The organism is Trichococcus sp. K1Tr (assembly GCF_028309625.1).
Classification (GTDB): Bacteria; Bacillota; Bacilli; order Lactobacillales; family Aerococcaceae; genus Trichococcus.
This window is the reverse complement of sequence record NZ_JAQMHR010000001.1, coordinates 201,202-220,676: the sequence shown is the minus strand read 5'-3', so window position 1 is coordinate 220,676 and position 19,475 is coordinate 201,202. Positions and strand designations below refer to the sequence as shown.

Sequence of the window (19,475 nt, the reverse complement as noted above, 5' to 3'; positions counted from 1 at the left end):
TAAGTGTCTTTTGAGCTTCCTCTTAAAGGCTCTTTTAAATAGGACTTTTCGTAAGCTTACTCTTTCGTTTTTTTCGGGACTATGGTACTTTTAGGGTGATGAAGTAAAAGGAGGAATCCGGGTGAAACGAATTGACAGAATCTACGAGTATATCAAAATCCGCTCGCAGGAGTGGACAGAAGCTGCTTTTGAGCAGGGAGACGAAGGCGTGACGACTCAGGATGTCGTGATGCAGCTCGAGATCAAACGGCCCAATGCAAGCAGCGACTTAAATGAGCTCGTGCGTCAGGGAAAACTGATCAAATCCTCTGGTCGACCGGTCAGATATGCGGATCACTCTTTGGCATGGCCTGAGCGACCACAAAAAAAGATGCACTCATATAAAGAAGACCAACCCAAGCCAATAGCAAGGCCAACCAGCGAAAAACGCGGCCCTGTTTCTGAAATTTCTCGTGTCCCCGCAACCCGGGAAGGAAAGCATGCGGGCAGCCGGGAAACAAATAATGAGGTTTTTGCGAATGTAATCGGTTCAAAAGACAGTATGCGGACTCAAGTTGATCAGGCAAAGGCAGCGATTCTCTATCCGCCTAAGGGGTTAAGCTGCTTGATCACTGGACCGACAGGGAGCGGGAAAACCTTTTTTGTTCATGCGATGTTTCGTTTTGCGCAAGCAAATCAAGTTTTTGCAGCTGATAAAGAGCTGGTTGTGTTCAATTGTGCCGACTATGCGCACAATCCCGAATTATTGATGGCTCATTTGTTCGGCTATCGCAAGGGTGCTTTTACAGGAGCGACGGAAACGACGGACGGCTTGATCCAACGGGCAGACGGCGGCATGCTCTTTATGGACGAAGTGCACCGCCTGCCGCCTGAAGGGCAAGAAATGATTTTTTATCTTCTGGATCACGGCACCTATAATCGATTGGGCGAAACCGATAAAGCCAATAAAGTCAATGTCCGTCTTGTTTGTGCAACGACGGAAGATCCCGCTTCCAGTTTGCTCCAGACCTTTGTGCGACGTATCCCGATCGTCATTAAATTACCGCAATTTTCGGAGCGTCCAATCGCTGAACAGGTGGATTTGTTGAAGCGGATGGTCTCGATCGAAGCCAATCGAATCCAAAAAAGTATCCATGTGAAACAGGACGCAGTGAAGGCTTTGATCGGCAGCGTAACCTACGGAAATGTCGGGCAGCTGAAATCGAATGTCCAGCTTGTTTGTGCGCGAGCTTTTTTGAACTATATGAATTCAAGTGAAATATCGATTACCTTGGATGAGCTGACTCCAGAGATCCAAAACGGCCTGCTCAATCTGGCGAATAATCATCGCGAACGCTTGAATGAGCTCACTCGGATGCTGGAGCCCGTGCTGACGTTGGTGCCGAATGAAGGAGCGGAGAGCCCGCTGAAAGACGATTCCTATGAGCTTCCTTATAATTTATATGAAATTATCGGGAATAAGGCCGCGCTGCTGCGGGAAGAGGGGCTAGATAAGGAATCCATTAACCATTACATCACGACCGACATCAATGTCCATCTGAAGTCTTTTTATCGTGATACGGGTTTGACCTTTGACACGGAGAAAAAGCTTTCCGAAATCATTGATCAACGCATTATTCGCTTTGCAAAAGATATGTTTGAGTATGCGCAAGATCATTTGGATTATCACATCCAACGGAATTTCGTCTATGCGATGAGTCTTCATATCAGTTCGTTTTTAAAGCGGATTCAATTAGGGGAAAGCAGCCGGACACTCCATGCAAGCATCAAAAATATGGTGGAAGATTATCCTCAAGAGTTTACGGTCGCAAAATGGATGAAACAGGAGCTGCAAAAAGAATACGGCATCAACATCCCTGAGGTGGAGACCTATTATCTGACTTTGTTGCTGGTTTCATTAAAGCAAGACAAGGTCACCGGGCGAGTGGGTGTTGTGATTGCAGCCCATGGCAAGAGTACAGCAACGAGCATGGCGGAGGTTGTGACGACATTGTTGGGGGTCGACAATATTCGCGCTGTAGATATGCCTCTTGAGATGAAGCCCCAAGTGGCCCTCGAAAAAATTATTCATTGTGTCCAAGAAATCGATCGAGGGAGCGGCGTCATTTTGCTGGTCGATATGGGCTCGCTGACGACCTTTTCGGAAAAAATCACAGAAAAAACCGGAATTGAGGTCAAAACGATCGACATGGTCACGACCCCAATCGTTTTGGAGACGGTGCGCAAGACGAATCTTGTTGAAACGACACTTGATGAAATTTATCGATCGCTCAAATCTTTTCGTGGTTATGCAGGCACCACCGTGACCACGAGAGAAGAGAACGGGCACACTTTAGAGCGCAAAAAGGCAATCATTGCGATCTGCGCCTCGGGTGAAGGAACCGCGCAAAAGATGAAAGAGCTCATCGACAAGCATTTAGAGAAATATTTTGACGTGGAAATCGAGGTACTGCCGATCTCGGTGATCGAAATGGATGAGCAGCTGGTCAACTTGCAACAGCAGTATGAAATCCTGGCGACAACAGGAATCGTCAAACCAAAAATCGATGCCGTTTACATTCCAATGGAAAATTTCTTCAACGGAGATGCCGAAAAAGTATTGGACTATTTAGTGGAAGAGTCCGAATCCTATGATGATAGCGAGTTGACATTGGAAAAGGCAAAGCAGATATGCGTGGAATACATGACGCAAAGCTTTACTTTCTTGAATCCGCAAAAGCTGATCGAACCTTTGTGGAAGTTTAGTTCTTCCCTATTGAAGAATGAAGAGAATTATTCCCAAGCAATCAATCTTTTGATGCACCTCGCGGGAATGTTTGAGCGGTCACTGCGCCAAGATACATTGATCGCGCCGCAAGAAGAGTTGGAAACGAACGAACAGACAGAAACATTTAAGCAGCTGGAACAGTCCTTAAATCTCCTGAGCGGCACCTTTCAAATTGAAATGCCGAAAGATGAAGTATACTATCTGCAGCAACTGCTGGCCTATCAAGAATAACGATACACTGTATCATACACTAATGATAAATAAAAACGATACACTAAAACACTGTGGGTTTTAGTGTATTTTTATTATTTTTTTCTCCGAGAGAATGAGCCATACACTAAGTTGGCACGCTTTTTGCATATAGTTAAGTGTCTGGCAAATAGCCTACCAAGCTATTTATCCAAACAGTCATAAAATACATTCAATAGGAGGTATACAAATGGTAGGAATTATCCTAGCAAGTCATGGGGATTTCGCTGAAGGCATTCTGCAATCTGCTTCGATGATTTTCGGCGAACAAGAAAATGTCACAGCAGTGACCTTGGCGCCTAGCGAAGGGCCTGACGATGTCAAAGCAAAGATGCAAGAGGCTATCGCATCTTTTGACAACCCAGAGGAAGTGTTGTTCTTAGTGGACTTATGGGGCGGAACACCGTTCAATCAGGCCAACAGCCTTTTTGAAGCGCATAAAGACACATGGGCAATCATCGCTGGAATGAACCTTCCAATGGTCATCGAAGCGTATGCTGCGCGCCTAAGCAGTGAGTCGGCACAAAAGATTGCCGCGCAAATTCTTCCAGCAGCGAAGGATGGCGTAAGAGCTAAGCCTGAAAGTTTAGAGCCAAAGAAAGTGGAAGCGGCTTCTAAGGGGCAACAGCTAACAGGCAGCCTTCCTGCAGGGACAGTCGTGGGCGATGGCAAAATCAAGTTAGCTTTGGTTCGGTTGGATTCACGGTTGCTTCATGGACAAGTGGCAACAACGTGGGCGAAATCAGCCGGAACAAATCGAATCATTGTGGTTTCTGATGATGTCTCAAGAGATGAATTACGGAAAAACCTGATCGTGCAAGCAGCTCCTCCAGGAGTTAAAGCCAATGTAATTCCAATCAAAAAAATGATTGAAATTGCCAAGGATCCACGATTTGGGAATACGCATGCTCTTTTACTTTTTGAAAATGTGCAAGATGTCGTTCGGGTAATTGATGGCGGCGTGAAGATTGAGGAATTGAATGTCGGGTCAATGGCCCACTCAGTCGGCAAGGTTGTTGTAAATAAGGTCTTGTCAATGGGGCCTGAAGATGTGAAAGCATTTGAAACATTGAAAGCAAAAGGCGTTAAATTTGATGTCCGGAAAGTTCCGAATGATTCATCGGAAAAAATGGATTCGTTGCTGAAAAAAGCTAAAGAAGAATTAGCAAAGGCATAACAAGAAAAGAGGAGGTATATTATGTCAGTCGTTTCAATTATTCTAGTCATCATCGTGGCATTCTTTGCCGGGATGGAAGGCATTTTAGATGAATTCCAATTCCATCAACCGCTCGTTGCATGTACACTTATCGGACTTGTCACAGGTAATCTTGAAGCTGGTATTATTCTTGGCGGATCATTACAAATGATCGCATTAGGTTGGGCAAATATCGGAGCAGCTGTAGCTCCTGACGCAGCACTTGCTTCTGTTGCATCGGCAATTATTTTGGTTTTGGGTGGACAAGGTGTAAATGGCGTATCTTCCGCAATCGCCATTGCGATTCCTCTGGCTGTAGCTGGATTAGTTTTGACAATGTTCGTTCGTACGCTCGCTGTTCCTATCGTTCATTTGATGGACGCAGCTGCAGAACAAGGCGACTATCGCAAGATTGAATGGCTTCAAATTGGGGCTATTGCTATGCAAGGTTTGCGTATCGCAATTCCTGCTGCCTTGCTACTGTTCATCCCTGCAGACGCTGTCCGTTCTGGGTTGGAAGCAATGCCGGGTTGGTTGACTGATGGAATGGCAATCGGTGGCGGTATGGTCGTAGCCGTTGGTTATGCAATGGTAATCAATATGATGGCCACCAAAGAAGTATGGCCATTCTTCATCATTGGTTTCGTTGTTGCCGCTGTATCTCAATTGACGTTGATCGCATTAGGAGCCCTAGGTGTTGCAATGGCCTTGATCTACTTGAACCTTTCTAAAATGGGCGGTTCCGGTAATGGCGGTTCTGGCAATACTGGCGATCCACTTGATTCAATACTCAACGACTATTAGGAAAGGAGACTGCAAACATGGCACAAAATACGGTAGATAAAAAATTCGTATTAACTAAAAAAGATCGATTAGCAGTTGCTTGGCGTTCCACCTTCATTCAAGGATCATGGAACTATGAGCGGATGCAAAACGGTGGCTGGGCTTTCGCAATGATTCCAGCAATCAAGAAACTTTATCCAGAAAAAGAAGATCGCGTCCTAGCATTGAAACGCCACTTGGAATTCTTCAATACACATCCATATGTGGCATCTCCAGTATTAGGAGTAACGCTGGCTCTAGAAGAAGAACGCGCAAACGGAGCTCCAGTGGATGATGTTACGATTCAAGGTGTGAAGGTCGGAATGATGGGACCTCTTGCCGGTGTTGGTGACCCAGTGTTCTGGTTTACAGTCCGTCCAATTCTGGGGGCTTTAGGTGCATCCTTGGCCTTAACAGGAAACATCTTAGGACCTATCTTATTCTTTGTTGCATGGAACGCTATCCGCTGGGGATTCATGTGGTATACCCAAGAATTCGGTTATAAGGCTGGATCAAAGATCACTGAGGATTTGTCTGGCGGAATACTGCAGGATTTGACAAAAGGAGCTTCCATTCTTGGGATGTTCGTATTGGCTGCCTTGGTGCAACGTTGGGTATCCATCTCGTTTGCTCCAACCGTTTCTTCAGTGAAACTTTCAGAAGGCGCATTTATCGACTGGGAAAACCTGCCTACTGGCACTGCCGGTATCCAGGAAGCCCTGACACAGTATACTTCTGGCTTGTCACTGACCGACACAAAAGTTACAACCTTGCAAAATAACTTGGATCAATTGATCCCTGGCTTGGCAGCGTTGCTGTTGACATTCCTTTGCATGTGGTTGTTGAAGAAGAAAGTTTCTCCAATCGTGATCATTCTTGGACTGTTCGTTGTTGGTATCGGCGGACGCTTGATCGGATTGCTATAATTCCCGAATGCATCAAAAATGACGATTATGAGGCTCAGGCAAACCAGCCTGAGCCTTGTTTTTCTTGTAAAAAGCAAAGAGTGTATATTATACTCAAACCAGACGAAAAGAGAGAGGGGCATATGCAATGGTTGAATCCCTGAATGCAAAGGTTGATATGGCAGTGGATGGTACTTCTTATATGGGGTTGACGGACTATGGGAAAATTATGATCGGAGATAAAGCGTTTGAGTTTTATCATCATCGTGACCCCCGAAAGTTCATTCAAATCCCTTGGGAAGAGGTCGATTATGTCTTGGCATCCGTGATGTTCAAAGGAAAATGGATTCCACGGTTTGCGCTTCAAACAAAGAAAGATGGTACGTATACTTTTTCAGCCAAAAATCCCAAGGACGTGTTACGTGCGATCCGCATCTACGTTAGTCCAGATCACATGGTTCAATCATTGGGTTTCTTCGATGTTTTGAAGAATGCCTTCAAGCAAATGTTCAAAAAGAAAGCATCCTGAATTGCGGCGGCAATTAACTAAGATGCATACGGTGGACGGTTGCTGGATGAGCGATTTAAGGAGGTTCTAAGGTGGTAATGGATATTCGATTAGTCCGAATCGACGACCGTTTGATTCATGGACAGGTGGCAACCGTGTGGACAAAGCAAAGCAAAGCAGAGCGGATTATTGTCATCAGTGATAAGGTGGCGCAGGATCATCTGCGAAAGACGCTCTTGCGTCAGGTCGCTCCACCAGGTGTAAAGGTCAATGTGATTCCGGTAGAAAAATTTATCGAAATTTACTTTGATGATACACACAATCAATTCCGCGCGATGCTCTTGTTTACGAATCCTACCGATATCGCACGAATCGTGCAAAGTGGCGTTCAAATTGATTCCGTCAATATCGGCAGCATGAGCTATTCGGATGGTAAGAAGATGATCACAAACGCAGTAGCGGTCGATAAACGCGATATTCAGGCTTTTGAGTACTTGAACTATAAGGGCATCCACTTGGATATCCGGAAGGTCGTCGCTGACAATAAAGTAGATCTCATGCAAGTGCTGAAAAAAGAAGGATTAGTGTGAGCCCATATTAAAAGAAGACACAAAGCGAATGGAACAGCGCCTTGTGCCTTCTTTATTTTTAGACGGAACGGTATACTATCCATGAGGTGACAGAATGCTAAAAGAAGCATGTGTAGAAAATTTTACGAACATCCCAGGAGTCATCGAACGCGGGGCTAAACGGATTGAATTGTGTGACAACTTGGCAGTAGGGGGAACGACACCCAGCATTGGCGTCATCAAAATTGCGACGGAGTATTGTTCCGACAAAGCTGTGTCCATCATCGTGATACTGCGGCCACGAGGCGGAGATTTTGTTTATTCCATTATGGAAAAAGCCATCATGATGCGTGATTTAGAAGAAATAATAGCCTTGCATGCCAATGGTATTGCGGTAGGAGCTTTAACCGCAGCCAACGAATTGGATAAACCATTTTTGGAAGAACTCGCCAAGCTGGCCAGCGATAATGGAACCGAGCTTGCTTTCCATATGGCATTTGATCAAATACCGGAAGAGAAGCAAAGAGACGCATTATTATGGTTGGGAGAAATTGGTTTTACACGGATTTTGACGCATGGCGGTCCAACAGAAAACACGATTTTCGATAATGCAGCCCACATTGCCGAACTTGCGAAAATCAGTCCTGAGATTACGATCATGCCGGGTGGCGGCATTACGAAAGACAATCTCGCTGACCTTGAAAAGGTTTTGGAATTCACCGAAGTACACGGGACACGAATTGTTTAGGAATCTATCAAAGGCAAAAAAGCTCGGCCCGGAAAATTTCCCGGCCGAGCTTTTTGTTATGCATTTTTAGTAAGTGTAGTTATTCAGCGCATTCCACAACAGGAACTCGTTGACGCCGGCATCGGCTAACGCCTGAACCTGTGCATCGACTTGCGCTTTGCCGTAGGTTTGGTAGAACCCGGACCCTAGATAGGAAGCGGTGAAGTCCTGCAACCATGGTCGGCTAGTAGGCGGTGTCTCAAGGGTTGCAAGCAACTCATTTTCGACCTTTATGTATTCGGCGACCAGTTCATACGGGTACAGATCCGGTTTGTAGATGCCGAAGTAATCGGTGCCCCAGTGACTCGGGTAGATCATCGACGAGATGACATCGACATTCTCGGAAATCTGCGGGAAGTTCTGGCCAATGCCCGATGCTTCGACGACAGAAGCGGTATAGCCGAAGATATCAACGGATACATCCACGCCGTAAGGCATCAGTTTTTCTTTCGCATAAGCGGTGAAGTCGGTGATGGCCTTCACGCGTTTTTCGTCGTCGGTCATATCAAGATCCGCGTATTCGCCCATGTCGTAATTCAGTGTGTCTCCCCAGACTTCAAAGCCTTCCGGGAAACGGACATAGTCGAACTGGATTTCCTTAAATCCGACTTTAGCGGCTTCTATTCCGACATTGACTGCATAATCCCAAGTCTGCTTCAGGAACGGGTTGATGAATGATTCACCGTTGGAAGCTTTCCAAACGCTGCCGTTGCTGTTGGTGAATGACATTTCAGGTTGTTCGTTTGCCAACAAGGTGTCCTTGAAGGTAACGATTCGAGCGATCGGATAGATCTGTTTCTCTTCCATCACGTCCATCAGTTCATGGACATCTGGGATATACTCTTCCGTGTTTTCTTGAATATGCGAATCAGCGGAGTTGAAATCCGCCGTCACGACGCCCATATCATCCTTGATGTCGATGACCATCGCGTTCAGATCGTTCGAATCGACGTAATCGACTAGTTTGTTGAATTTTTCTTCATAGCCGACCGAGTAGGCCGTCACATAGATCCCTTTGACGCCGTCAGCCGGATAGGCGATTTCGACGCCGCTGTCGTAGAAGAATTTCTTCGGCAGTTCCTTGGCGGTAGGTGTCTTCAAAAGGGCACCTTGGCGCAGTGTAAGCGTGCTAGTGGCTACTGTCGTTTCTGCAGTAGCGCTATCGCTGGAAACTGAGCTTTCGGTTTCGCTGGCCGATGCAACTGTCGTGCCTGATAGGAAAAACAATAAACTGGCGGCAGCGAGTGTCTGTTTAAAATATGTCATCATTACATTTCCTCCCGTTCAGGCGATTCGATTACGTTCGGGTCCACGATTGTGATATCTTTCGCGCGCAGGCCATCGATGATGGCGCCGATCGCGTCGTTTGTCCATGGGCGATCATGCATCAGCAAGTTCGCGCCGTCTCCCAGGTACTGCGAGTTCACCATGACGTCGGCTAAAGCAGTGCCTTCCATGAATTCCTCCACCCAATCATAGCCGTAGGTCCAGTTCATGATCGTCATGCCTTCCGCTGCGGCGATTGCGATGGTGTCGTCATTGTACTGTCCGTAAGGCGCGCGCAGGAAGCGCGGACGCTCGCCGGTGATCTCTTCGATCAGGTCATTCGTTGATTTGATCTCTTCCAGTTGCTCATCGTAGGTCAAAGATTGGAAATCGGGATGCGAATAGGAATGGTTTCCGATTTCGAAGCCCATATCATAGACGGTCTTGATGTCTTCGCGCGCTTGTTCGTTCGTAAGGAATTGCCCCATCACGAAGAAAATGGCATTTGCCTCTTTCGATTTGACGGTTTCGGCAATTTCCACGGTATAGCTGTTCGGTTGCTGCGGCGCATCATCAAAAGTCAACAAAGCGACCTGCGTGTTGCCGTCCTCAGCAATCGGTTGGACAGTGGAAATCTCTGGATTGATGCGGTATTCATAGCTGACGGGCTCTGCTTTTTTTGCTGGCGTTTCTGCAGCGGCAGCCTCAGAGGATTCCGCAGTGCCGGCAGAAGAATCGGCTTCTGCACTTCTTTCCGTACCGATTGCGGCGATGGCTGCTTCCAATTCAATCAATTGCGCATCCAATGTCGTCAAATTCTCAGCGACTGGAGCGAGGTTGGCTTGGTTTGTTTCGGCGCTAAGATTGATCGCTTCGATGCCTGCAAAGAACGTATCAAAAGTGGCATCATCTGCTCCGAAGCCGGTCAACAGTTCTTCTTCCTTGTCCAAGCTGTCTCTATAGGCAGCCAAGTAAGTCAACGAATTTTCGCTGAACAAATCCAACGTTTCGCCGATTGCCTGCATCTGATCCAGCGGCAAGGTCTCTTCGTCGAAGGCAACAAAGTCGGCTTTCGTTTCGGCCAATCCCTCCAAAGCGCTTTCAATCGAATCGGCTAAAGTGCGGCGTTCTTCCAGGTTGCTGAACACGGCTGCCGATCCGTCTTTGAAAGTCTTCAATTCTTCATCGCTGGCCAGCGATTCGTCAAATGTTTTCTGTAATGCGGTCTCCAATTGTTGCAGCTCATTCAATTGGGCAACAATTTCGGTTTCTTCGGTTCTGATCTGGGTGATTGTTTCTGTCGTTTCTTTCACTTGATCTGCGCAGGCTGACAATACCAGTGCACTGGTAAAAACTAATGCAATCTTCTTACCTCTCAACATAAACAAGCTCCTTTATTACGTGATATATAACAATACAATCTTCATTATACCGAAAATGAGGATTCTTTATCAAGGTCGATTGCGCTATATGCAGAAAATTGTTAAAGATACATTAAAATGATAGTCACAACTTACCTGATGTGTAAGGCAAATAAGGCTTCAAGCGGAAATGCCGGAATCAATGACTATACAATTTTGAAAATTAGTTTACAATAGATAGAGGCAAAAGATACGGAAAAACGTTAATTTCAGAATAAGTGAGGCTATCGGATGATTATCTATTATATATTGGCCATCTTGCTGTTGGTCCTGGACCAATGGAGCAAAATTGCCATCGTAAATAATTTTGCATTGCACGAAGTAAAGGAAGTGCTGCCGGGCATTTTGTCCCTGTTCTACATTCAGAACGAGGGCGCTGCCTGGGGGATTTTTGAAGGAAGAATGTTCTTTTTCTTCATCATTACCGTAGTTGTTGTGGGCGCGATGGTCTATAATGCACACAAGCAAGGCTTCGACAAAAAAATCGTGGGCATCAGTTACGCTTTCCTTTTGAGCGGTGCTCTCGGCAATTTCATCGATCGGATGCGTTTGGGATATGTGGTGGATATGTTCCGCCTGGATTTTATCGATTTTCCGATTTTTAATGTGGCTGATGTCTGTTTGACGATAGGCGTCATCCTGATGACGATCTATATCCTTTTCATGGAAGAGGAAGAAGAAAAAATAAGTTCAAAAAATAAGCTAAAGTAAAGTGGGATTCAAATGACAGAAAAAATCGTTTTTAATATTGATGGTCAAACCGGTAGAATCGATAAGATCTTGGCGGATTTCATGACCGGCACAAGCCGCTCGCAGATTCAGGCATGGGTCAAAGACGGCAATCTGATGGTGAACGATAAACCCGTCAAATCGAATTATAAGGTCCAAGAAGGGGATCTTCTGGAATTGACGATTCCGGAACCGGAGCAGATCAACGTCACGCCAGAGGATATTGCATTGGATGTCATCTACGAAGACGAGGCGCTATTGGTCGTCAATAAGCCGTCAGGTATGGTTGTGCATCCATCCAAAGGGCATCTTTCCGGCACCCTGGTCAATGGCTTGTTGTTTCACGTAAACTCCCTGTCCGATGGCACGGCTAATATCCGTCCGGGAATCGTTCACCGCATCGATATGGATACATCCGGTTTATTGGTCGTCGCTAAGACGAACGAAGCCCACCAGAAATTGGCGGAGCAGTTGGAGAACCACACGATGGAGCGTGCCTATCTTGCTTTGGTCCATGGTGTGATCCCGCACGATGACGGCACTATCGATGCGCCAATCGCCCGGATGATGATCGACCGCAAAAAACGCACAGTTGCTGACGGCGGCAAAAAGGCAGTGACGCATTTTGATGTCATCGAGCGTTTCCGTGACTTCACTTTGCTGAAATTGCACCTTGAAACCGGCCGTACGCACCAAATCCGTGTCCATATGAAATACATTGGCCATCCAGTTGCCGGAGACCCTATGTACGGACCGGCTGAAACGCTCAGCGGCCATGGACAATATTTGCATGCGGCGACTTTGGGCTTCATCCACCCGACGACGGGCAAGGAAATGCGCTTCGAAGCACCATTGCCGGATTTCTACAGCGAAAAATTGGCGGAGCTGCGCAAAAACTGATTGACAGCAACGGCGCTATTGGTTATCATTACAGTAATATTGAAGGAACCTTTAAAATAGTCCAGAGAGGCTAAAAGGTGCATCACATTTTGTATAGCGTCACGTGACTGTACCCTTATGCCCACATGCATAAGGGTATTTTTTTTCATTTTGACGATGAAGGAGTAGTGGACATGGCAGAAGAAATTGAAATCATGGATGCCCAGACAATGAAACGCGCGCTGACCCGCATCACACATGAAATATTGGAAAAGAACGATGGTACAAAGAATCTGATTTTGGTTGGCATCAAGACGCGCGGCATTTACCTGGCCCAGCGCATCGCTGAACGGATCAAAGATTTTGAAGGTGTCGAGGTTCCGGTGGGGGAATTGGACATCACGCTGTACCGCGATGATGTGCACCGCGATACGAATGCCAACCCGGTGCTGCACGAAACGAACATTCCGTTTTCGGTTACCGGCAAGCATGTCGTGCTGGTGGATGATGTGCTGTTCACCGCCCGCACGATCAGGGCAGGCATGGATGCAGTGATGGATCTCGGGAGAGCGAAACGGATCACGGTCGCAGTCCTGATCGACAGAGGACACCGGGAATTGCCGATCAAAGCAGATTATGTCGGCAAGAACATTCCGACATCCCAGGCAGAACAGATTTCCGTCCGTTTGGATGAAGTCGACGGCATCGAAAAAGTTACATTGATCAGAGCATAAAAAAATAGGTCGGTGATTCTTTAACTGTGTCCCGAGAGACACAGAAGAATTTGCTTTGAAGCTTGCTCCATCGCATTTTTTTAGATCACCTTATTTTGTCAAAATTAAGGAGGAAAATAATTATGAGTCAAGCTATGATGACAGTCGTCAGTCAGACAGAAATCGCAAAAGATATCTTCGAATTGCGCCTGAAAGGTGCATTAGTGAATGAGATGGGAGCACCGGATCAGTTTTTGCATATCCGTGTCCCAGGGGATGAACTGCTTTTGAGACGCCCCATCAGCATCGCTTCAATCGATGCCGAAAAGCAAGAATGCGTCATTATCTACCGTACCGAAGGAAAAGGCACCACAATCATCAGCCAGCTTACGGCAGGCGACGAATTGGATATCCTGGGGCCATTGGGCAACGGTTATCCGATCGATATGCTCGAAGAAGGTCAGAATGCTCTGCTGATCGGTGGCGGCATCGGCGTTCCTCCGCTTTATGAATTGGCGAAACAATTGCATGCGAAAGGCGTCAATGTGGTGAGCTGCTTCGGTTTCAAAAACAAAGAGGAAGTCTTCTATGAGGAAGAATTCGCGGCATTCGGCAAAGTGAACATCGCGACGGATGACGGCAGCTACGGCAAGCAAGGCTTCGTGACGCAATACTTCGATGAACTGGACGGCTTTGTTCCGGACGCAGTCTTCGCTTGCGGTCCGAAAGGCTTGTTGGTGGCGGTAGCGAAGACATTCGACCCGAGCAAAACTTACCTTTCGCTGGAAGAGCGCATGGCCTGCGGTATCGGAGCCTGCTATGGTTGCGTCTGCGACAAGAAAAACAGCACATCAGCTTACGATAATTACAGAGTCTGTGTCGAAGGACCGGTCTTCAGAGCAGAGGAGATAGTATTATGAATCGATTAGCAGTCAGTTTACCCGGTTTGGAATTAAAAAACCCGATCATCCCTGCAAGCGGATGTTTCGGTTTCGGCGAGGATTACGGCAAGTTCTACGACTTGAGCCTGTTGGGCGCCATCATGACGAAAGCGACGACGCTGGAGCCCCGCAGAGGCAATCCTACGCCGCGTTTGGCGGAAACGCCATCCGGCATGCTGAATGCCATCGGCTTGCAGAACCCAGGTGTTGAGGTTGTTGTTGCACAGAAGCACACGGCGCTTGAAAAATACGATGTGCCTTTGATTTCGAACGTTGCCGGAAACACAGTCGATGATTATTACCAAGTCTGCAAAGCAGTTTCCCAATCACCGAACGTCAAAGCGATCGAATTGAATATTTCTTGCCCGAACGTCCACAAAGGCGGGCTGCAGTTCGGCACCGATCCGGAGATGGCAGCTGCCGTCACGCGTGCGGCCAAAGAAGGCGCAACCGTTCCGGTTTACGTCAAATTATCACCGAACGTTACGGATATCGTTGAGATCGCCAAAGCGGTTGAAGCGGCCGGAGCGGACGGCATTTCGATGATCAACACTTTGGTGGGCATGCGCATCGATTTGCACACGCGCAAACCGGTCATCGCCAACAAGACGGGCGGACTTTCCGGTCCTGCCATCAAACCGGTAGCGATCCGCATGATCTATCAAGTGGCGCGCGCAGTCAATATTCCGATCATCGGGATGGGCGGCGTCTATACGGTGGATGATGTGCTGGAAATGTTCATGGCTGGAGCAAGCGCAGTCGGCGTCGGCATGGCCAACTTCACCGATCCCTTCGTTTGCCCGAAACTGATCGAACAGCTTCCACAACGCATGGACGAATTGGGCATCAACAGCCTGCAGGAATTAATCAATGAAGTGAGAGAAGGCATCCTCAATGAACGATAAACCGATAATAGCGTTGGACTTTTCAACGAGCGAAGAAATCAAGAACTTCCTTTTGTTATTCAAAGATGAGTCGCTTTACGTAAAAGTGGGTATGGAACTGTATTACCAACACGGAGCGGAAATCGTGAAAAAGATCAAGGAAATGGGCCACGAAATCTTCCTGGACCTGAAATTGCATGACATCCCGAACACTGTGCACCGCGCCATGAAAGGCTTGGCCGCTTTGGATATCGATATGGTCAATGTCCATGCAGCAGGCGGTTCGGAAATGATGAAAGCCGCTAAAGAAGGCCTGATTGCCGGCACGCCGGCAGGAAGCGCCGTTCCGAAACTGATCGCGGTCACGCAATTGACTTCCACTTCCGAAGAAGCGATGCAGTCGGAGCAGTTGATCAAAGTCAGCTTGCAGGAGAGCGTCCTGCATTACGCAGACCTTACCTGCAAATCCGGACTCGACGGCGTCGTCTGTTCCGCATGGGAAGCGCGCATGATCAAGGACCACACGAACGAAGACTTCATCTGCTTGACACCGGGTATCCGTCCAGCCGGCAGTGCGGTTGGGGATCAGAAGCGCGTCGCTACACCAGGCCGCGCAAGAGAAATCGGCTCAAGCTTCATCGTTGTCGGTCGTCCGATCACCCAAGCAGCCGATCCGGTTGCAGCCTATCACGAAATCAAGAACCAATGGAATGGAGCGGAATAAAATGACGATAGCAAAAGAAGTAGCAAAATCATTATTGGATATCAAAGCAGTGAGCTTAAGCCCGCAAGACCCTTTTACTTGGGCATCTGGCTTGAGAAGCCCGATCTACTGCGACAACCGCGTGACTATGAGCTTCCCGGCTGTGCGCAAACAGATCGCGCAAGGATTGGCTGATCTGATCAAAGAGAAATATCCGGATGCAGAAGTGATTGCTGGAACTGCGACTGCAGGCATTCCGCACGCAGCTTGGATCGCTGACATTTTGGACTTGCCGATGGTCTATATTCGCAGCAAAGCGAAAGACCACGGAACAGGCCGCAAAATCGAAGGCAAAATCACCGAAGGCCAAAAAATGGTCGTAGTCGAGGACTTGATTTCCACAGGCGGCAGCGTCATCGAAGCTTCCAAAGCAGCTGAACTGGAAGGCGCAAACGTATTAGGCTGCGTCGCCATCTTCACTTATGAATTGGCTAAAGGAACGAAAAACTTCGCCGATGCCGGTTTAGCGATCGACACCTTATCCAACTACAGCACACTGCTGGAAGTTGCCCATGAAACAAACTACATCTCCGAAGCTGAACTGGATTTGTTGAAAGACTGGAGCAAAGACCCTGAGAACTGGTTCAAGGGCTAAACTCACGTTAAAATGAATATAATGAGAAACCCCCGCAAACAAGAGCTTGAATCTTGTTTGCGGGGGTTTCTCATTAATTTTTTGCAAGTAAGCGCTCTAATGGTGGTATACTGTTTGCATATGTTTTTTGACAAGGACGAAAAGAGGTGAAAATGATGGCGAAGCAGGAATTCCAACTGAAACAAACGCAGCAACAATCGATCCGGATGACGCAGCAGCTGCGACAGGCATTGCACATTTTGCAGATGCCCATGTCGGAACTTTCCGCCTACATTGATGACAAGGCATTGGGGAATCCCTTGATGGACATCAAAAAGCGGGAATCGGGCACAGGCAGTGTGGCTGTCTCCAATGTTTACACAGCGGATAATCAGACGCCCTGGTATGAGCGGATGGAAAGCAAAAATCAGTCGCTCTATGATTTTCTGCATGAACAAATTTATTTGAACATGAAAAACACGCCGCTCAGGCAGTTGGTGCTGTTCCTCATCCGATATGTGACCGATGACGGTTATTTGGATATCAAGCTGGAAGAGGTTGCGGAGGCAACTTCGGCCGAGGATACGGAAGTGTTGGACGCCTTGACGCTGTTGCAGCAGTTGGATCCTCCCGGTGTCGGTGCCCGCGACCTGCAGGAGTTTCTGATGCTGCAGACCGAAAGGGACGAACAGTCGCCCCCGCTGGCTTATTACATACTGGAAAATTATTTCAAGGAGCTGTCTACCTATCGCTTGGAGTCGATTACGGACGCCGAAGAGATCGACCATGACGAACTGATCGAAATCATCACCTACATGAGCAAGCTGAAGACGAAGCTGCAGTGGGAGACCACATTCGAGGAGACGGTCTTCATCGAACCGGACATCCATGTAGCCATAGTCGAGGACAATACACTGGACGTCTCGTTCAATCAAAGCGGCCTGCCATCGGTTGCGTTCAACGAAGACTATTACAGTGAATTGTTGGCATTGGCGGATAAAGATATGAAACGTTATCTGGAAGAAAAAAAGAAAGAAATTTCCTGGATCCAGCAGTGTGTTCTCCAACGGACACAGAACGTCATCAAAATAACGGAAGCCATCCTGCAGCTGCAGGCGGATTATTTCTTGGAAAAAGTCTCATCGATGAAGCCTATGACGATGAAAAACATCGCCAAACTGACGGACCTGAGTATTTCGACGGTGAGCCGGGTCGTGAACGATAAATACATGGCGACCCCGAAAGGCATCTTTGAATTGCGCTTTTTCTTCCGGAGCGGTTTTATGAAAGAGGATGACGGGGATCAGGTAGCCATCTCATCCATCGTCATCGAAACCGAAATAAAGGAAATGATCGGCCGCGAAGAAAAGGCAAAGCCGGTTTCCGACCAGATGATTGCCGATCATTTCACCGCGCAGGGGATCGATATCTCCCGCAGGACGGTGGCGAAATACCGCATGGGTTTGGGCATACCCTCCAGTTCAAAAAGAAAAAGGACATAATGATGTCGATCGGTGAGCCAATCTTCTGGGGAACATTATCAACACATTCTGAACGGAAACCGGATGCAAAAAAAATGACTGCCTCATTTAGAGGCAGCCCGACGATCCGCACAGCACAAATACGAAAATCGCGCAGGTATATGAAGAGGCCCGAGAAATATTTCTCGGGCCTCTTTGCACGCTTTAGGAGAAGCGGACTTTGTATTGTTGATCTTGCGATGCAACGGTAACCTGCTCTCAATCGGCCTTCAGCGTCCGGACCAGTTCCTTATCCGGCGTTACATAAAGGGTTTTTTGTCCTTCGTAGATGACGAAGCCGGGTTTCGCGCCATTTGGTTTGCGGATGTTCTTGACCGCAACGTAGTCGACAGGGACGTTCGAAGAATTCTGGAACTTGGAATAATAAGCGGCCAAGGTCGCCGCTTCAAAGAGCGTCTCCTCGGAAGGGTGATTGCTTTCGATGATGACATGCGAACCGGGTATGTTTTTCGTATGAAGCCAAATATCCGATTTTTTTGCCGTCTTCAGCGTCAGCTGGTCGTTCTGCACATTGTTCTTTCCGATCAGGATGGTCGTGCCGTCCGATGACAGGAATTTGTGGGGCTTGCTGGTTTTGTGTTTTTTCTGTTTACCTTTGTACTTTTTCTTCAAATATCCAGATTCGCGCAGCTCGTCCTTTATGTCCTCCAAGTCCTGCGGGTCGGAGAGTTGGATCAGCGTTTCGATGGATTCCAAATATTCGTTCTCCGCATGGGTATGTTCGACCTGCTCATTCACGTATGCGACGGCAGTGGTGAGCTTCTGATATTTGGAAAAGTATTTTTGGGCATTCTGGGAAGGGGTCAGCGCTGGATTCAAAGCAATCGTGATCGGATTCTCATCATCGTAGAAGTTGTTGAGCGTCACTTCCATATCGCCTTTTTTCATTTGATGAAGATAGGCCGTCAAGATCTCTCCCTTGATCCGGTAGACATCAGCTTTTTCCGTCTCCAACAGCGTTTGGTCCAGCTTCTTCAGCTTCAGCTGATTCTTCTTGCGTTCCGTGTTGACGATATGGAGCAACTCGGAAGCCACTTGGTTGATGCGGTCCCGGGATGCTTTTTCATCATAGTAGGCGTCCAACAATTCGCTGAGGCTGTCGTAATGCCTTTTTTCTCCCGGAAGACTCCGGAACGGGAAGGGGGTAAAATGTTGTTTCTTCGCGGATTCCTCGGTCAATGTAGGGATAGCTGTTTCCAACTGTTGTTTAAATGCGATAATCGCATCCGCTGCAGATAATCCATCTTGCTCCGTGTAGTAGCTGATTTCCATTGCGGAATCGCTACCTAAGCCCTGAAAAGCTCCTTGAAATGATTTGAACAGCGGTAATTCATCGCTGAATGTGGCTGCGACAGATGCCAGTTCCTCCTTTTCCATCTCAAAAGGGTTCGCTTTGTCCTGATGGGGCGGCAACTGATAGGCGACGCCTGGATGCAGCGGCCGGAAACTGTTTTGGTAAAACGGCACATGCTTCAGACAATCGATGATCATCCTGGTTTGCTTATCGATCAGAAAGATGTTGCTGTGGCGACCCATCAATTCGATGATCAATTCCATCTGGCGCTGGTCACCGAGTTCATCGAAATTCCGGAACGAGAAAATGATGATCCGGTCGTTGCCCAATTGTTTGATGTCTTCGATGTAGGCACCCTCCAGATTTTTGCGCAGCACCATACAGAAATTGGGCGCTGAATCGGGGTTGGATAAGTTATCATTGATTACTTGTATCCGAGCGTAGGATGGGTGAGCTGACAGCAATACCCGTTTGTTTTTCCGATTGGCTCGTATGGTAAGAATAATTTCGTGCTGGAACGGCTGATAGACCTTACTGATCCTGCCGTTTTCCAGGTCGCGGTTCAATTCCTTGACCATGGCACGTGTAAATACACCATCAAAAGACATGAGAACACCTCCTAGTACATGTCAATATACGCCTTTCATTATACCATATCATCTCCGGCG

The 19,475-nt window shown here is 47.5% G+C and carries 18 protein-coding genes; 15 read left to right on the top strand and 3 right to left on the bottom strand.

Annotated features, from left to right (window positions below; all coding sequences use genetic code 11):
• Positions 1-121 precede the first annotated feature (121 nt).
• The 7 genes from PH235_RS01085 to PH235_RS01055 all read left to right on the top strand — a co-directional run bounded on the left by PH235_RS01085 (position 122) and on the right by PH235_RS01055 (position 7,763).
• A complete protein-coding gene (locus PH235_RS01085) occupies positions 122-2,998 on the top strand; it encodes a sigma 54-interacting transcriptional regulator (protein ID WP_272160646.1) in 2,877 nt (958 codons plus the stop codon).
• A gap of 208 nt (positions 2,999-3,206) precedes the next feature.
• Entirely contained in the window at positions 3,207-4,193 is a 987-nt protein-coding gene (locus tag PH235_RS01080) for a mannose/fructose/sorbose PTS transporter subunit IIA (RefSeq protein WP_272160645.1), read from the top strand.
• Between the two features lie 21 nt (positions 4,194-4,214).
• Positions 4,215-5,015 carry a PTS mannose/fructose/sorbose transporter subunit IIC gene (locus PH235_RS01075; protein WP_106449545.1) on the top strand — a complete coding sequence of 267 codons (801 nt, stop codon included), beginning with the start codon at positions 4,215-4,217 and terminating at the stop codon, positions 5,013-5,015.
• 17 nt (positions 5,016-5,032) lie between these two features.
• Positions 5,033-5,959 (top strand): PTS system mannose/fructose/sorbose family transporter subunit IID, encoded by a 927-nt coding sequence (locus PH235_RS01070; protein WP_272160644.1) that lies wholly within the window; start codon positions 5,033-5,035, stop codon positions 5,957-5,959.
• A 127-nt stretch (positions 5,960-6,086) separates the two neighbouring features.
• Positions 6,087-6,467 (top strand): DUF956 family protein, encoded by a 381-nt coding sequence (locus PH235_RS01065; RefSeq protein WP_272160643.1) that lies wholly within the window; start codon positions 6,087-6,089, stop codon positions 6,465-6,467.
• Between the two features lie 71 nt (positions 6,468-6,538).
• Positions 6,539-7,036 carry a mannose/fructose/sorbose PTS transporter subunit IIB gene (locus PH235_RS01060; RefSeq protein WP_272160642.1) on the top strand — a complete coding sequence of 166 codons (498 nt, stop codon included), beginning with the start codon at positions 6,539-6,541 and terminating at the stop codon, positions 7,034-7,036.
• Positions 7,037-7,130: 94 nt separating this feature from the next.
• Positions 7,131-7,763, top strand: coding sequence for a copper homeostasis protein CutC (locus tag PH235_RS01055; protein ID WP_272160641.1), 633 nt, complete (start codon positions 7,131-7,133; stop codon positions 7,761-7,763).
• Positions 7,764-7,829: 66 nt separating this feature from the next.
• Here PH235_RS01055 and PH235_RS01050 read toward each other — a convergent pair whose 3' ends face one another.
• Together PH235_RS01050 and PH235_RS01045 are read right to left on the bottom strand one after the other, a co-directional pair.
• Positions 7,830-9,071, bottom strand: coding sequence for a putative glycoside hydrolase (locus PH235_RS01050; RefSeq protein WP_272160640.1), 1,242 nt, complete (start codon positions 9,069-9,071; stop codon positions 7,830-7,832).
• Positions 9,071-10,450 carry a polysaccharide deacetylase family protein gene (locus PH235_RS01045; RefSeq protein WP_272160639.1) on the bottom strand — a complete coding sequence of 460 codons (1,380 nt, stop codon included), beginning with the start codon at positions 10,448-10,450 and terminating at the stop codon, positions 9,071-9,073. Before PH235_RS01045 ends, PH235_RS01050 begins: the two co-directional genes overlap by 1 nt.
• Before the next feature lie 270 nt (positions 10,451-10,720).
• On the opposite strand from PH235_RS01045, the gene lspA reads away from it, so the two are divergent.
• From lspA to rpoN, 8 genes are all read left to right on the top strand, one after another.
• On the top strand, positions 10,721-11,200 hold the full coding sequence (gene lspA, locus PH235_RS01040; RefSeq protein WP_107995266.1) for a signal peptidase II: 480 nt from the start codon (positions 10,721-10,723) through the stop codon (positions 11,198-11,200).
• Positions 11,201-11,212: 12 nt separating this feature from the next.
• Positions 11,213-12,118 (top strand): RluA family pseudouridine synthase, encoded by a 906-nt coding sequence (locus PH235_RS01035; protein ID WP_086627933.1) that lies wholly within the window; start codon positions 11,213-11,215, stop codon positions 12,116-12,118.
• A gap of 173 nt (positions 12,119-12,291) precedes the next feature.
• Positions 12,292-12,831, top strand: coding sequence for a bifunctional pyr operon transcriptional regulator/uracil phosphoribosyltransferase PyrR (pyrR, locus tag PH235_RS01030; RefSeq protein WP_086627932.1), 540 nt, complete (start codon positions 12,292-12,294; stop codon positions 12,829-12,831).
• A gap of 122 nt (positions 12,832-12,953) precedes the next feature.
• Positions 12,954-13,730: a dihydroorotate dehydrogenase electron transfer subunit gene (locus PH235_RS01025; protein WP_272160638.1), complete on the top strand. Its 777-nt coding sequence runs from the start codon at positions 12,954-12,956 to the stop codon at positions 13,728-13,730.
• Positions 13,727-14,656, top strand: a complete 930-nt coding sequence (locus PH235_RS01020; protein WP_272160637.1) for a dihydroorotate dehydrogenase — start codon at positions 13,727-13,729, stop codon at positions 14,654-14,656. The genes PH235_RS01025 and PH235_RS01020 overlap by 4 nt, the downstream gene beginning before the upstream one ends.
• A complete protein-coding gene (pyrF, locus tag PH235_RS01015; protein WP_272160636.1) occupies positions 14,646-15,359 on the top strand; it encodes an orotidine-5'-phosphate decarboxylase in 714 nt (237 codons plus the stop codon). Before PH235_RS01020 ends, pyrF begins: the two co-directional genes overlap by 11 nt.
• Position 15,360: 1 nt before the next feature.
• Entirely contained in the window at positions 15,361-15,993 is a 633-nt protein-coding gene (gene pyrE / locus PH235_RS01010) for an orotate phosphoribosyltransferase (protein WP_106449535.1), read from the top strand.
• A 152-nt stretch (positions 15,994-16,145) separates the two neighbouring features.
• Positions 16,146-17,474: an RNA polymerase factor sigma-54 gene (gene rpoN / locus PH235_RS01005; protein ID WP_272160633.1), complete on the top strand. Its 1,329-nt coding sequence runs from the start codon at positions 16,146-16,148 to the stop codon at positions 17,472-17,474.
• A 237-nt stretch (positions 17,475-17,711) separates the two neighbouring features.
• Here the strand turns inward: rpoN and PH235_RS01000 are convergent, their stop codons facing one another.
• On the bottom strand, positions 17,712-19,415 hold the full coding sequence (locus PH235_RS01000; protein ID WP_272160631.1) for an NFACT RNA binding domain-containing protein: 1,704 nt from the start codon (positions 19,413-19,415) through the stop codon (positions 17,712-17,714).
• Positions 19,416-19,475: the final 60 nt, after the last annotated feature.